The sequence below is a fragment of the Natronorubrum sediminis genome, assembly GCF_900108095.1.
GTDB classification, from domain to species: Archaea; Halobacteriota; Halobacteria; order Halobacteriales; family Natrialbaceae; genus Natronorubrum; species Natronorubrum sediminis.
Map to the genome: position 1 here is coordinate 154,917 of NZ_FNWL01000004.1, position 15,121 is coordinate 170,037.

General features: G+C 59.8%; 13 protein-coding genes and 1 tRNA gene. 7 read left to right on the forward strand and 7 right to left on the reverse strand.

The window, feature by feature from the left end; all coding sequences use genetic code 11:
- Nucleotides 1–29: 29 nt before the first annotated feature.
- Both BLW62_RS15805 and BLW62_RS15810 read right to left on the reverse strand, forming a co-directional pair.
- Nucleotides 30–275, reverse strand: coding sequence for a ferredoxin (locus tag BLW62_RS15805; protein WP_090508004.1), 246 nt, complete (start codon nt 273–275; stop codon nt 30–32).
- 91 nt (nt 276–366) lie between these two features.
- Nucleotides 367–951 (reverse strand): hypothetical protein, encoded by a 585-nt coding sequence (locus BLW62_RS15810; RefSeq protein ID WP_090508005.1) that lies wholly within the window; start codon nt 949–951, stop codon nt 367–369.
- Nucleotides 952–1,067: 116 nt separating this feature from the next.
- On the opposite strand from BLW62_RS15810, the gene BLW62_RS15815 reads away from it, so the two are divergent.
- Nucleotides 1,068–3,419 (forward strand): ATP-dependent DNA helicase, encoded by a 2,352-nt coding sequence (locus BLW62_RS15815; RefSeq protein ID WP_090508006.1) that lies wholly within the window; start codon nt 1,068–1,070, stop codon nt 3,417–3,419.
- Nucleotides 3,419–3,967 carry a KEOPS complex subunit Cgi121 gene (cgi121, locus tag BLW62_RS15820; RefSeq protein WP_090508007.1) on the forward strand — a complete coding sequence of 183 codons (549 nt, stop codon included), beginning with the start codon at nt 3,419–3,421 and terminating at the stop codon, nt 3,965–3,967. Before BLW62_RS15815 ends, cgi121 begins: the two co-directional genes overlap by 1 nt.
- 72 nt (nt 3,968–4,039) lie before the next feature.
- Here cgi121 and BLW62_RS15825 read toward each other — a convergent pair whose 3' ends face one another.
- Together BLW62_RS15825 and BLW62_RS15830 are read right to left on the reverse strand one after the other, a co-directional pair.
- Nucleotides 4,040–4,900 carry an iron-sulfur cluster assembly protein gene (locus tag BLW62_RS15825; protein WP_090508008.1) on the reverse strand — a complete coding sequence of 287 codons (861 nt, stop codon included), beginning with the start codon at nt 4,898–4,900 and terminating at the stop codon, nt 4,040–4,042.
- The gene (locus BLW62_RS15830) at nt 4,900–5,964 is read right to left on the reverse strand and encodes an amidohydrolase family protein (protein ID WP_090508009.1); all 1,065 of its coding nucleotides are present in this window, start codon (nt 5,962–5,964) and stop codon (nt 4,900–4,902) included. Before BLW62_RS15830 ends, BLW62_RS15825 begins: the two co-directional genes overlap by 1 nt.
- Before the next feature lie 184 nt (nt 5,965–6,148).
- Here BLW62_RS15830 and BLW62_RS15835 point away from each other — a divergent pair, with 184 nt between their 5' ends.
- Together BLW62_RS15835 and BLW62_RS15840 are read left to right on the forward strand one after the other, a co-directional pair.
- Nucleotides 6,149–7,192 carry an NAD(P)-dependent alcohol dehydrogenase gene (locus BLW62_RS15835; RefSeq protein WP_090508010.1) on the forward strand — a complete coding sequence of 348 codons (1,044 nt, stop codon included), beginning with the start codon at nt 6,149–6,151 and terminating at the stop codon, nt 7,190–7,192.
- Between the two features lie 91 nt (nt 7,193–7,283).
- Nucleotides 7,284–8,639 (forward strand): oxidoreductase, encoded by a 1,356-nt coding sequence (locus tag BLW62_RS15840; RefSeq protein ID WP_090508011.1) that lies wholly within the window; start codon nt 7,284–7,286, stop codon nt 8,637–8,639.
- 139 nt (nt 8,640–8,778) lie between these two features.
- On the opposite strand, the gene BLW62_RS15845 is transcribed toward BLW62_RS15840, so the two are convergent.
- Nucleotides 8,779–8,851 (reverse strand) — tRNA-Gln (locus tag BLW62_RS15845).
- 229 nt (nt 8,852–9,080) lie between these two features.
- On the opposite strand from BLW62_RS15845, the gene BLW62_RS15850 reads away from it, so the two are divergent.
- From BLW62_RS15850 to cysE, 3 genes are all read left to right on the forward strand, one after another.
- Complete coding sequence (locus BLW62_RS15850; protein ID WP_090508012.1) at nt 9,081–9,671, forward strand: IMP cyclohydrolase; 591 nt, start codon at nt 9,081–9,083, stop codon at nt 9,669–9,671.
- 163 nt (nt 9,672–9,834) lie between these two features.
- Nucleotides 9,835–10,503 carry a metallophosphoesterase family protein gene (locus BLW62_RS15855; RefSeq protein ID WP_090508013.1) on the forward strand — a complete coding sequence of 223 codons (669 nt, stop codon included), beginning with the start codon at nt 9,835–9,837 and terminating at the stop codon, nt 10,501–10,503.
- A gap of 195 nt (nt 10,504–10,698) precedes the next feature.
- Nucleotides 10,699–11,214: a serine O-acetyltransferase gene (gene cysE / locus BLW62_RS15860; protein WP_090508014.1), complete on the forward strand. Its 516-nt coding sequence runs from the start codon at nt 10,699–10,701 to the stop codon at nt 11,212–11,214.
- Between the two features lie 91 nt (nt 11,215–11,305).
- Here cysE and BLW62_RS15865 read toward each other — a convergent pair whose 3' ends face one another.
- A complete protein-coding gene (locus tag BLW62_RS15865) occupies nt 11,306–11,752 on the reverse strand; it encodes a hypothetical protein (RefSeq protein ID WP_090508015.1) in 447 nt (148 codons plus the stop codon).
- Between the two features lie 169 nt (nt 11,753–11,921).
- Nucleotides 11,922–13,727 (reverse strand): Cdc6/Cdc18 family protein, encoded by a 1,806-nt coding sequence (locus tag BLW62_RS15870; RefSeq protein ID WP_090508016.1) that lies wholly within the window; start codon nt 13,725–13,727, stop codon nt 11,922–11,924.
- Between the last annotated feature and the right edge of the window lie 1,394 nt (nt 13,728–15,121).

Consider the following 15,121-nt stretch of genomic DNA (forward strand, 5'->3'; position numbering starts at 1 on the left):
GCGAAGGTCGACGGATAAGAGCGCTGCGTTCACGGAATCAACTGCTCGCCATCGTCGTCGTAGATCGTGATTGCGTCGACGGGACAGGTTCGAGCCGCGAACTTCGCGTCGAGTTCCGCGCCTTCGGGGACATCGCGGACGAAGATGCCGTCTTCGACCTCCTCGCTGTCCTCGAGAACCGCTTTGCCTTTCGTCTTGTCCTCCTCGAAGGCGTCCCACTCGGCGACGCACTGATACATGCCGATACAGGTCTCCTCGTCGAATTCGACTTTCATGATCGATGGTTGGGCCGATTGTCGTAAATCGTTAGCGGTCCGCGAGAATCCTTCCTCGTGATCTCTCTGCACCTGGAAACGAGATATCGACTTATCGACGGACGTAGTAGACGGCGATTCCCGGAACCGTCATGATCGCGAACACGGAGAGTAGCGTGAGTTCGTACCCGAAAACCACGTGCGAATCGCCCAGCGAATCGGTCCACGCACCGGCCGCGAGCAGCGTCGTGCCGTAACACCCGGAGGCGAGTCCCCGCGGGCCGCCGACGACCGACAACAATCGTTGCCAGCGAGACGTTTCGACCCACGGCATCGCGCCGTAGACCGTCGATCCCACCCGCCGAAAGACGCCGCCGACTGCGGGAAGCGCCACCAGTGCCGGGAGTCCAATCCCAAACCCGAACGTTCCGAGGAGGCCGTATCCCGCCGCGCGTTTGAGTGTGCCGAGTAGGTACCGAGCGAAGGCCACTGCGACGGCTGCGCCGACCAACACGAGGCAGGCCTCGAGTACCGAAATCGACGTTTCCAGCGCCTCGAGTCGGCGGTCGAGCGTCCCGGTGAACATCCCGAGCGTGAGCACGACGAGCGCGGTCCCGACGAGGAGTTTACCGCTTCGACCCCGCGGCTTCTTCGTCCGCAGCGGCGACGACTCGAGCGCGCGGGCGAGTGTCGACATGCGTGAGTGTCAACCCGAGTGGAACAAAAACGCCGCGACTCGTCGACGTCACGGGTGGACCGACGGACGGGCCTCGAGACGACAGTTTAAACCACGGGACGCGCCAAAGACGGGTAATGAATCTCGAGGAGCTGTCGGGGCTCCCACCCGGTGCCACGGACCACTTTCGGCAAGAGGGCATCGAGGAGCTCTACCCGCCACAGGCCGAGGCGGTCGACGCCGGCGCGACCGACGGCGAGAACCTCGTCGCTGCCGTGCCAACTGCGAGTGGCAAGACCATGATCGCCGCGCTCGCGATGCTCTCGGCGGTCGAACGCGGCGGGAAAGCGCTGTACATCGTCCCGTTGCGAGCGCTCGCCAGCGAGAAACGAGACGAGTTCGAGGCGTACGAACAGTTTGGCATCACGACCGGCGTCACGACGGGCAACTACGAGAGCACCGACGACTGGCTCGCGACGAAGGATATCATCGTCGCGACGAGCGAAAAGGTCGACTCACTCGTCCGAAACGGGGCTGGCTGGCTCTCCGAACTCACCTGCGTCGTCAGCGACGAAGTGCACCTGATCGACGACCGAAATCGAGGGCCCACACTCGAGGTGACCCTCGCGAAACTCCAACAGCTCAATCCCGCGATGCAAACCGTCGCGCTCTCTGCAACCGTCGGGAACGCCGACGAAATCGCCGACTGGCTCGACGCCTCCCTCGTCGACAGCGACTGGCGACCGATCGACCTGGAGATGGGCGTCCACTACGGGAACGCGCTCAACTTCGACGACGGCTCGACGCGAGAGGTTCCCGTCGAGGGCAGCGAAAAACAGGAAGCTGCGCTCGTGCGAGACATCCTCCAAGAAGGTGGCTCCTCGCTCGTCTTCGTCAGCTCCCGGCGCAACGCCGAGGCCGCCGCGAGCAGATTGGGTGGCGTCTCGGGTCCGGAGCTATCGGGCGAGGAGCGCACCGAACTGGCCGAACTCGCCGCGGAGATTCGCGACGACAGCGACACCGAGACAAGCAAGGATCTGGCCGACTGCGTCGAGCGCGGTGCAGCATTTCACCACGCCGGACTCTCGAGCACCCAGCGCTCGCTCGTCGAGGACGCCTTTCGCGACCGGCTGTTGAAGGTCATCTCCGCGACGCCGACCCTCGCCGCCGGGGTGAACACGCCCGCCCGTCGCGTGATCGTCCGCGACTGGCGACGCTTCGATCCGAGTGCGGGCGGGATGGCTCCCCTGGACGTCCTCGAGGTCCACCAGATGATGGGACGAGCCGGACGTCCCGGTCTCGACCCCTACGGTGAAGCCGTCTTGCTCGCCAAGAGCCACGACGAGAGCCAAGAGCTGTTCGACCGCTACATCTGGGCCGATCCGGAGGCCGTCCGATCGAAACTCGCGGCTGAACCCGCACTCCGGACGCACGTCCTCGCCACCATCGCCTCCGGCTTCGCCCGCACACGGGGCGGACTCCTCGAGTTCCTCGAGGCCACCCTCTACGCGAGTCAGTCGAGCGAAGCCGGGCGACTCGAGAGCGTCACCGACGAAGTGCTGAGCTACCTCGAGCGAAACGACTTCATCGAGCGGGACGGCAAAACCGAACAAACGAACGACGACGCCGGGGCATTCACCTCGGCAGCCGACCTCGCGGACCAACAGCGCTCGAAGAACGAACAGACGCTCGAGGCAACCAGCCTCGGTCACACCGTCTCCCGACTCTACCTCGATCCGATGAGTGCAGCGGAGATCGTCCACGGTCTCGAGGGAGCCGAGGAGCGGCCAACGGCACTCGGCCTGTACCAACTCGTCTCGCGGACACCCGACATGTACGAACTCTACTTGCGCTCGGGCGAGGACGAGAAATTCGGCGAGTTGTTCTACGAGCGCGAGCGCGAACTGCTCGGTGACGCCCCAAGCGAGTTCGAAGAAGGACGCTTCGAAGACTGGTTGGCCGCCCTCAAAACAGGGACGCTGCTCGAGGACTGGGCCGAAGAGGCCGACGAGGAGACGATCACCGAACGCTACAAGATCGGACCCGGCGACCTCCGCGGGAAGGTCGATACCGCCGAGTGGCTGTTGGGTGCCGCCGAGTCCCTGGCCGCCGAAATCGACAGCGAGTGGACCGTCGCCGTCCGCGAAGCCCGCGCACGCGTCGAACACGGCGTCGGCGAGGAGTTGCTCGAACTCGTTTCGGTCGGCGGCGTCGGTCGGAAACGGGCGCGCCGACTCTACGAAGCCGGGGTCGAGGAGCCAGCCGACCTTCGCAGTGCCGAGAAAGAGGTCATCCTCGGAGCGCTAAAGGGTGAGAAAACGGCCGAGAACATCCTCGAGAACGCCGGTCGAGAGAATCCGTCGATGGACGGCGTCGAACCGGCTAGTGGTGTCGTAAGCGCGACGAGCGACGGGTCGAAAGCAGGCACAAGTGACGAGACGAACGAAGAAACGGCGGACGACAACCAATCCAGTCTGGGTGATTTCTAGTGGAACTCCTCGAGTGTACACTGACGGTCGACGACCTCGACGAATTCGTCGCCCAACTGGGTCGAATCGGTGACCGACACGACGTGACGATCCAAGCCTTCGATGCGCGCTACGTCGTCGACCGCTCACACCTCGAGCACGCGCAAAAATTGGCAGACCGCGCCATCGCTCGTGGGGACAACATCGCCAGAGATCGAGCAGTCGAAATCCTGCTCTACGCCGCCGGTCGACGACAGATCAACCGTGCACTCGAGATGGGAATCGACGTCGGCGAAACGGACGCCATCATCCTGATCGACGCCGATTGCAGTGGAAATGAAGGGGGTAACGAAGACGAGAGTGCTGGGGCACTCGAACGGGAGACGGCTGCCCGGCAGGAACTGCTGACGTTAGACGCCGTCGAACCCTCCGGATCGACGCTCGAGTCCGTCGACACCGAAACGGTCTGTTCGTTTTACGACATCACCGACACCGAGCGGGCGACAACCGACGCGTCGCTTTCGGACCTCGTCCGCGAACGCGTGGCCTTACTCGAGGTCGAAAAGTGAGACGTTAGTCCCTCGAATAGCGGATTATCGTTGGCATCTACGCGTCAGGATATGCGAAGGGCCCGGCATGCATCAATTGTCAGTGGCGTCCTCGAGGCGATCCGTCCTGGCCTCGCGAAGCCCATCGCAAATGCCGCCCTGACTCGACATATTGACTTTCGCGAGGCGACAGCGTCGGTGGACGAGCGGGAACGATTCGGAATCGATCGGGTCGCCCTCGGGGGTCCGAAAGAGACGCGCGTCCGGTTCGGAGAGCAGGCCGGTTTCGCGGGCCTTTTCGACGTAATGGTTGATCGGTGTCCCCGGGAGCGTGACGGCGAACGAGCGGTCGTGAGCGTAGACGGCGAGTCGTTCGGATGCGTCGCTGGCTCCGGGAGATCTATCGGTGTGTACAGCAGCCGTTTCGGCGTCTTCGATCTCGCCGAGACCGTGTTCGGCGGCGGAGTCTCCGGAAACGGTCTCGAAATCAGGCAGTCGGAGACCGACGATCGTCGCCGCGTCGAGGCCGGATTCGAGGAGCGCCTCGACGGCATCGTACTGACGGGCCACGCGTGCCTTTCTATCGAGCTCCGCACGGACGGCGCTGACGTCACCGTCGGCGTCCGGAAACGCCTCCGCAAACGAGCGACGATTGTTCACCCCGCGAGTGATCGCGTCCTCGTGGACGTGTTCACGAAGCGTGACGGTTGCCGTTTCGACCGACTGGAGCGTCTCTACTTCGTCTCGAGCGTCGCTCGCCATCATCCAGGCGAACGCCGGGGAACACCACGCCGTCGGCAGCGTGAATTCGACGGCGACGTGATTTCCCGCGATCTCGATCGCATCGACGTACTCGAGTCTGACTATCGATCGGTCGAGTTCCGGATCGGTGACTCGATCCAACCGTTCGCGGACGACCCGCCGCGTGACCTCATCGGATGTCTGTGCAGTCATTAGTCGTCCGCCGTTGCTGGTTCTTCGTTTGCATAGTGATCCTCGAGTCCGAACTGCGCGCTTATCTCGTCGTCTTGGAACGTCCGCCGTCTGTCGTCGATGTCGATATCGTAGAGTTCGGCGGCATTTTCTCCCATCACCTTCTTTTTCGTCTCGAGATCCCATTCGACGCCGTACTCGAGACGGTCTTCCTGGGTGAGTTCCGCTTCGATGACTTCCTCAACGAGCCAATCGGGGTTCCAGAGGGCGTAGTCCGAACCGAACAACACTCGATCCTCACCGAGCCACCAGAGAAGTTCGGACATGATCTCCGAGAACTTCCCGGGGCGATTTTGTGCGAACGGTGCCGCGACCGCGAGGCCACCGTAGACGTTCGGTTCCTGCCCGGCGATCCAGCAGAAGTCGTCGAGGCGAGGTAATCCGACGTGTTCGACGACGAAGTTGAGGTCGGAGAACGACGAGGCCGCGTCGTCGACGTCTTTCACGTCGAATGCGTCGCGATTCAACGGTCTGATCGTCGGCCCCTTGTGGACGTGAATATTGTCGATTCCGAGGTCGCTACACCGCTCGAGGAAGCCGAACGCGTCCTCGTCATCCAGTCGCCACCCCTTCGAGTCGCCACGCCACTCTGCGGTGTAGAGTTTGACGCCCGGAATATCGTATGTCTCGTGCAATTCCTCGAGGTACTCGAGGCCCGGATCCGCATCTCGCGGGTCGAACGACCCGTTCAGGACGAATCGCTCTGGATACTCCTCGGCCAGTTCGGCGTTTTGCTCGGTCGTGTTGAATCCATCTTCGTAAAAGTCGGTGAGGTACGTCGGCTGAAAGATTCCCATATCGACTGCTGCACTCGAGAACAGGTCGTCGAGCATTCGCTCGGCACCGTACTTTCGGTATTCGTCGATGTCCCACTGACGGTCCTCGGGTGTGAACGTCGTGTGATAATCGTAAAAACACTGGATGAACTCCTCCCCGCCGTCGTGAACGATGTTCGACTCGGTCGCATCCCATAGGTGAACGTGACCATCGATGACGAAGATGTCTTCTCCGTTGTGCCGGTACATGGCATTATGATAATTGTTACCAACAACCATTATACTTCTTCAGATATAACAGAATGAGTGTTTCTCACCAGTTATCAGCCCAGTAGCACCCAAACCTCGTTAATATGTCAAACAGTGTATTTGATAGTTTGCGACACGAGGGGGGAACATTATCTGCGAGGGTACCGAAGTGGCCCATGTTAACATGCAAGCAGCCCGTCTCCACGAGTATACCGACGACATGAGCCAGGGACTCGAGATCGACGACATCGACCGCCCAACGGTCGATCGGTCGGATGAAGTCGTCGTCGACGTCGAAGGCGCGGGATGGTGCCAGACTGACAACCACATTATCGAAGGAATGTGGACCGACTACGCCCCGCAGGACCTGCCGATGACGCTCGGTCACGAGAACGCAGGAATCGTCGCCGAAACCGGCGACGAAGTGACGCTCGTCGAGGAGGGTGACCCGGTCATCTGTCACCCCGTCCAAACGTGTGGCATCTGTCGCCCCTGTCGACTCGGCGAGGACATGTACTGTGAGAACAGCGCGTTCAACGGCCTCACAACCGACGGCGGATTCGCTGAGTCCCTGCTGACCAACGAGCGGGCAGTCATCCCACTACCGGAGGGCGTCGATCCGACCGAAATCGCCCCCCACGCGGACGCAGGGATTACGGCCTACCACGCCGCGAAGAAGGCAGTCCGAGAACTCAACCCCGGCGAGACGGCAGTCGTCATCGGCATCGGTGGACTCGGTCACATCGGACTCCAGTGTCTCGACACGATGAGCGCCGCGGATATCGTCGCCGTCGACCGCAAAGACGAGGCGCTCGAATTAGCCGCCAACCTCGGTGCGCACCACACCGTCAACTCGAGCGAGGAGGAACTCTCGAGCAGAGTGATGGACCTGACCGACGACGAAGGGGCCCAACAAGTGCTCGATTTCGTCGGCGCGGACGAAACCACTGCAACTGCACCTGAAATGGTCGCCGCGGGCGGCGATCACCACGTCGTCGGCTACGGCGGCAACATCCACGAACCGTGTCAGGCCCTCGTCAATGGCGAGTTCTCGTTCAAAGGGACGCTCGTCGGTCGCTACACCGAACTACAGGAACTCGTCTCGCTCGTCGATCGGGGAGACGTCGAATTGCACACCGAACGCCACGACCTCGAGGAGATCAACACCGTCGCGGAACGACTCGAGCACGGCGAGATCGAAGGTCGTGCGGTCATCCTCCCACCCTGATCCGAGTAGGGCGGAGAGATCGCGTCGTTCGGACCAAATCGTGCTCTCGAAGGGACAGTATTCTCTTGACCGTCCCCGCTGTATACACTGTATGACCACCCTCGAGGAACCACTCGAGATCGGCGGCGTGACGGTCCCAAACCGGCTCTATCGTGCCCCGTTGCTCGAGTGTGCGGGAAACGGTCCGAACGCAGTCGATACCCTGATCGACGACCTCGAGCCAGCAGCCGAGTCGGGTGTCGGCCTTATTTGCCAGGGTGCGACAATCGTACGCGGCGACGGTGGCTGTGCTGCACCCGGAATGACTCGCGTACACGACCCCGACTTCGTCTCGAAACTCACTCGTCTGACCGACCGGATCCACGATCACGGCAGCCGGATCTTCCTGCAACTCGAGCACGGCGGCCTGCGAAGTATGGAAACCTGGCACGCTGCGTATCGTCGAGAGAACCCGACTCTCGAGCAACTAGCGGTTTCGAACCCGCCCTGGCAGTTGCGAGCGCTCGATCGGCTCGGATTTTTGAACTACGACCCGCACGTGCTCTCGACCGACGAGGTGTACGAACTCGCCGCGGATTTTGGTCGCTGCGCAGCCTCGGCCGTCGACGCCGGCTACGACGGAATCCACCTCGCCGGAGCCAACATGGGGATCGTCCAGCAGTTCCTCTCGCCGTTTTACAACCGACGCGAGGACGAGTTCGGCGGTGATCCCGACTCGAGACTCGAGTTTCTCGCCGTCGTCCACGACGAGATTCGCGACCGGGCCGGAGACGTTCCGCTGATCACCAAGGTGCCGGCCGAAACGGCTACACCGCCGTCACCGATCGTGCGTCGAAAGCTCTCCCTCGGAGATGGGGTCGAAATTGCACGGAGACTCGAGCAAATCGGCTACGACGGCATCGTGCCGGTGCAAGCCTCCGTCGTCTGGGATATGAGCATCGTTCGCGGGGAGTATCCCGACCGAGCGTGGGCGAACGAACAGTTACACGAGGAGTACGACGAAGCCTTCGGCGGCGCACATCGGCGGCGTCTCGTCGCTGGCGCAAACTGGATTCAGTCGCGACAGTACGACTTCGAAGCTGCGTGGAACGAACCGTTCTGTCGGCGCGTTCGTGAACAGGTCTCGATTCCAGTACTGACGGAAGGTGGCGTTCGCGAACGTGCGGAAATGGATCGATTACTCGGTAGGACGGCGGACCCCGAGGTGCCGGCTTGTGACATGGTCGGCATGGCTCGTCCGTTTTACGCCGAGCCAAAACTCGGGGCACGATTGCTCGAGTCCGCGGCCGATGATACGGGAAAATTGCCACGAGTGCTCTGTGAAAGCTGTAACAACTGCACCGTTCCACAGGTGACCGGCGCACCGGGAATCTGTCGGACCCCCACTGTTCTGCGAAAACGCGGCGAACTCGAGCGAGACGGGGCCTACGAACGTGATGACGTGTAATCAGCTGTCGGGCCCGAATCAGTGTGCAGCGATTCTCGAGTGGAAGGTGCGTTATGGGCCGCCTATCGAACCCCTTCGTTTCAACTGGAGACGGACGGACGGCTGGGCGATGAACCTCGAGACGAACGAACGAGAAGAGTAGTCCATCCTGGATTCGAACCAGGGTCGAAGCCCCCAGAAGGCTTCAGGATTGGCCACTACCCCAATGGACTGCGATCACCCGTCAGGTATCGCTTCTAACGGTGTAGAGGATAGTAGTGGGCATCCGTATTAAGGTGTTACGAACTCGGGTGAGCCAGACAGGAGAGAGCCACCGACCGTCGCCGTCGTCGGGTCACCGCCCGAGCAACGCCGACATCGCCCGTCTTTCGAATGACGGCAAATTCGGCCACGCTGGGGAGAATCGACATTCCTTTTCCGTTCACCTGCGCAGGTTCGCGCATGTACATCGGACGATTCGTCGTCGTCGGTCCCGACGTCGGTGCCTACCGCGTCTCATCACGATCCTTCCCGAACCGAAAGATTTCGACTCGAGACGACGCACTCACCGTCGGTCCCACGGCGGATGCACCCGAAACGGACAACCCGTACGTCTCGTATAATTGTCTCCGACTCGTCGACACCCCGACGGGCGAAACGGCCGCCTTCGGAAACGGCTCACACGTCGACCCAATCGCAGAGAAGCTCGAACTGGGCTATCCCGCTCGAGACGCCCTCGCCGAGAGTCTCCTCGCACTCGACTACGAGAAAGACGACTACGATACGCCCCGAATCGGGGCGACGATCGGTGCCGACGGCGAGGCCCTGATCGGAACGGTCCGAAAAGACGCCCTGTTCGTCGAGACCGTCGAAGAGCCGACGCTCGTCGCGACCTACGAGAAGAACGCACCCGACTCGTTCGAGTTCGAGGCAACCACCGCGACAGAAGCAGCAACCGACGCTTACGACCTCGAGTTCGAACACGCAGTCTGTGCAGCGGGCGTCGCCCGAACCGACAACGGCTTCGAGACGGCACTCGAGAACGGCGACTGAGTACGTACAGCCCTTTTTGCGGCACTAAACGTTCGACCTCCATCGTACTGGCTCGAACTGCCGATTTCGGGGTCAAATTGCTGGAAGTGGGAGTCAGACACGGTGCGTTCAATGGGCGTTCGCCCGGCGAACGTACAAACTGCTCGAGACCCTACACTCGGGTATGAACGTCGGACTACTCTCCGACATCCACGGCAACCGGATCGCCCTCGAGGCAGTGCTCGAGGACATGCCGTCAGTCGACCGCCTGCTGTGTGCCGGTGACGTCGTCGGCTACAACCCGTGGCCGGCGGACTGTGTCGACGTACTTCGCTCGCGAGACGTGCCGACAGTGATGGGAAATCACGACGCCGCAGTCGTCGACGAGGCTCCGTTTCAGTTCAACGGAATGGCCCGTGCTGGCGTCGAACACGCGACGGACCAGCTCTCCGACGATCAGTTGGGGTGGCTCGAGTCGCTGCCGACCGAACGACTGGCGTGTGACGGACGAGTAAAACTCGTCCACGGCCATCCTGACGACCCGAAACGCTACACTCGCTACACCTACCCCAACGAGTTCTCACCGAGGCTCCTTGAGGACGAAGACGTCCTGGTTCTGGGCCACACGCACGTCCAGGGCGTCGAGCGCTTTCGCGAGGGAATCGTCGTCAATCCAGGCAGCGTTGGCCAACCTCGAGACGGCGATCCACGGGCGGCCTACGCGGTGGTCGACCTCGATCGCCTGACGGTCGACACGTACCGTGTGGAGTACGACATCGAATCGGTCCAGACGGCAGTTTCCGACGCCGATCTCCCGACACGAATCGGGTCTCGACTCGAGCGCGGGAAGTAGTTCGCTCGAGGCGCGGAAACGAACCCTTTTAGGTGATTTCGCCGGAACGGACGGGTATGAACACCACCGGCAAGAGTATTGAAATCGGCTGGAACGACCACACTCGCGTCGACAGCCGGTGGTGTCACTCGTGCGGTCGAACGAACGTTCCCAGTGCACATCACACTCCAGCGACCGCGACCTCTCGGGAGGAAAATGCTCAGCCGGCTTCGTGAAGACGTCCGCACAATGTGCGAGCGTGACCCGGCTGCAACCGGGTCCCTCGAGGTCGTCTGTTGTTATCCTGGGTTGCACGCCGTCTGGGCCCACCAGGTCGCCCACTGGCTCTGGACGCGCGACCTTCGAGTTCTCGCCAGGTTCCTCTCGCATCTCGTCCGCATAGTGACCGGCGTCGAGATTCATCCCGGTGCGACGCTCGGACGACGCGTGACGATCGACCACGGAATGGGCGTCGTCATCGGCGAAACGGCCGAAATTGGTGATGACGTACATCTCTACCACGGCGTTACGCTCGGGGGCGATCGGAACGAACCGGTCAAACGACACCCGACAGTCGAAGACGAGGTCCACATCGGGGCGAACGCGACGTTACTCGGCGACATCACGATCGGTGAAGGTGCAGCTGTCGGCGCAGGCTCGGTCGTCACGAAAGACGTCGACGCGAACACGACCGTTGCCGGCGTTCCAGCCGAACGCGTCGACGAAGAGTAACCAAACGGCTCAGAGAGAAAACAGCGCTCGAGGACGCTGCACCGAATGACAGACGACAGTCGCCTCACGCATTAACCGACGGTACAGCGGGTTATTCGTCGGTCTCGATCTCGAGTCGAAGCGCATCGCCATCTTGGATCTCGTAGGAGGTCGGATCGACTGATTCGTCGTCGGCGAGAAAGTCGATCGACATCGTAGACTCCGACCCGTCGTAGACAGTGTCATCTATCGTCACAACGTGGTCGTCGGCTTCGGTTTCGTACTCGAAGTGAGGAAGGAGATCGATTCCGGTTGCGAACGTTACCGGTTCCTCACCTTCCATGTACCACTGATCGTTGTGTTCGTGGAGGTGAAAGTCGATCGAGTGATCGTCGGCGTGTTCCGCCTGATATCGATCAGCGGAAAGGTCGTGTGGTTCGCCGTCGATGACGACATCGAGTTCTCCTCGTTTATCGATCGCATCGTCTTCGAAAAGTGTCGTACAGCCAGCCAGTGGTAGCAGACTCGAGCACGCGACGAGAACTGCTCGTCTGTTCATACGAGAGCGGAGGCAGTCGCAGCATATCGGTGCTTCGTTGTCCGCCGATAGCCCCCCTATTTCGACTGGACAGGGGAGACGCGCGGGCTCTCGACAGGAACGACGTTGCTGTTCTCGGTGTATCAATCGAGGGAGACTCGAGTACACGGTTCCCTCACGAGGAACGGAGTTAGTTTTCGAATCGTGCCTGGACGAACGGCTGAACTTCGTCGATATCGCTGAGGCGGGAATCCGAGAGCAACACGGCCTCCGTCTCACCGAGAGGAACGGAGAGACTGATCTCCTTCGTTCGACCGTATCGTCCCTTCGAGACGACGACTGCGTTCACGATACCGAGCATATCGAGTTCGCTGATGAGGTCTGTCACCCGGCGTTGGGTCAATACGTCTGCGTCGATCTCTTCACAGAGGCGCTTGTAGATGTTGAACACTTCGCCAGTGTTGATGCTATTGACGCCGTTTTTCTCGAGCAAAATGATCGCGAAGAGGACGAGTTTGCTCTGTGTCGGCAGCGTTCGAACGACTTCGACGACTCGGTCGAGTTCGATCTTGTCCTGTGCCTGGCGGACGTGTTCTTCGACGATCGTCTCCGTTTGAGATCGTTCCGCTAACTCGCCTGCCGTGCGAAGCAAATCGAGCGCTCGGCGTGCGTCACCGTGTTCCTGTGCGGCGAATGCAGCACAGAGGGGAATAACGTCGTCCGAAAGAGCACCTTCTTTAAACGCAACCTCCGAGCGGTGCTCGAGGATATCACGCAGTTGATTTGCGTCGTAGGGTGGGAAGACGATCTCTTCTTCGCCGAGTGAGGATTTGACGCGAGGATCGAGAAAGTCGGTGAACTTCAGATCGTTCGAGATACCGATAATCGACACGCGCGAATTCTCGAGTTCGGAGTTCATTCGCGAGAGGTTGTACAGCGTATCATCGCCGCTTTTCTCCACGAGTTTGTCGATCTCGTCGAGCATGATGACGACGACGCGTTCGTCGTAATCGACGGCGTCGAAAAAGACGCTGTAGACACGGTCTGTCGGCCATCCAGTCATCGGAACTTCCTCGAAGGATTCCTTGTCGTCTTCGAGTTCGGCGATTCGATCGTCGATATCCTCGCTCGTTTCGAACGGCGTCGACTCGAGTGGGTGTGGCGATGATTCCGCCGTGGCCGGTGTGTCGGAACCCGCCGCCGTCGACTCGGTAGGTTCCCCCTTCGTTTCAGCTGGAACCGCGGAAGGGTGTTCGGAGTCATCAGCCGACGATGCGTTCGGAGTAGCTCGATCATCGGTGTGGGTATCAGTTTCCGATGATTCGTCGGTAACAGCGTGCGTATCTACGTCATCTGGAGATCCCAACTCCGTGGATGTACCCCCGGATGTATCGTCGTGGTCCGCCGTCTCTGAGAACAACGTTTCCGACCCGGTGTCAGTTCCAGCGGAAACGTCGGGGTCCGACTGAGACGCTCGATCGTACTCCTCGAGTGCCTCTTTGAGCGTCTCGAGGTCGTCGATTCGGTCGTCGATGCGTTCTTTGTTCTTGTCGATAAACTTGTTCGCGAGTTGCGCGAGCACGCGATACTGCGTATCAGTGACTTCACAGTTGATGTATTCGACGTCACAGGGAACGCTATACTTCTGGGACGTACTCTCGAGTTCTTTGCTGACGAATTTTGCACTCGCAGTTTTCCCGGTACCAGTTTTCCCGTAGATGAGAATGTTCGAGGGTGTCTCCCCGCGCAACGCTGCGACGAGAATCGTCGCCATCTTGTTGATCTGGTCGCTTCTGTGTGGGAGCTCGTGTGGCGTGTAGGAAGGACGAAGCACTTCCTTGTTCTCGAAAATCGGTTCACCGCTGAGCAGATCGTCGAATAGCCCCTGGCTCGAGTCGTTGCCATCGAGATCGGATCGCTCGAGATTCGAGAATCCGTGTGCCTCGTCGGTATCGACGTGGTCTGCGCCTGTGGGTTCTGAATTATCGTCTGACATCCGTCGTACACATACCCCCTTACTTCGAGTGGAATACAAGACCCAAAATCAGGAATATTGTGGGGTAGATGGCCCAAATTCGGTGATCTACTACCAAACGTTCCTAACCAGGGTCCAGTTGATGCAAACGAAACAGAGGAAAACCAGGCTATTAAATTCTTCCCTTCGCTGCAGAGCGAGGAACGAGAGAGTCGACGATTGTCGTCCGTTGAGCGCTAATACGCAAAACCTGCGATCGACCGAAGACAGATTGACCCATCAGAACCTCTTAACACGTCCGTTTCAGGTCGATTGTACACGAACAGTGTTCGACGGTCGATGTACTCCGCTCGCAGTGTCTCGAGTAGTAGTAGAACGTTACTCGAGTTTTGTGTTTAATTGTGCTAACATCCAACGTAGTGGTGTGATTTACATAGCGAGATTGGAGAGACTAGCTTGTGGATCGAGCATCGTCCGTATCACACTGTACTAGTACCAATAAGGGTAATTAGATATTGCGATAAGAGTTCTAGGAATACCGACGGAGGCTGCTCGATCGGCGAAGTAATCGATTTGATTGGACGGTCGGAGACGGAAGCAAAATTCCGTTGGACGTCCGGAAACGGCCGTGAGATCCCCTCTAAACGAGATTGGTTCGTTTTCGAAGCCAGTTACGCGATTGGGTGAAGCCCCCCACCCCTTCGTTTCAGGTGGAACGCATCGAAGGAGGGTGGGGGTCTCGAGAGGTCTTCTAAACAGGAGGGATTTAAGTGGTTGGGTGAGAAACTCGGTCCGTAGCACTAGCAAAAACAGATTTTTACTAGGTGGATTGGTTTTAGTTACTAGATCCTGCTAGAACGCCGTCTCTAGACCGCATGGGTTACTAGACTAGCTCTCCTCCACCTAATCACTCCTCAGGAGGCTTCACGTCCGGAACATCAGCAGTATCATCGTTTTCTCCAGCCGGAAGCGACCAGATTCGACGAAAGATCCCCCACTGGGGGTCGGGCGTCTCCAGTCGAAACGAAGGGGTGGGGGTGATTCCCCTCGGCCATTCAGTGTCGAGTTCCAAACTAGTGTTCCGGTTCCCATGTTACAGGTTTTCAATGCCCCTGGTTGGCATGTTGTCCGTTCCTAGTACTCATGGGATATGTTCTTAGCATCCATGACCTGTCAGATCGAAATTCTTGATACTCGTGGGGATGCATCCAGCCTACACGACGACAACTCTCGAACACGGATCGGTTCTGAACGAAGGTTACTTCTGCTTTAGACCCAGGCGAGTTCCAATCGATCCGAGGTATTCCGTACTCGTTTCTATCATCGCGCACGGATCGTGACGGCGAACGGTGCGCACAAATTGTGACGATGGACGGTGCGCACGAATTGTGACGACGAACGATGAGGAGCGACTG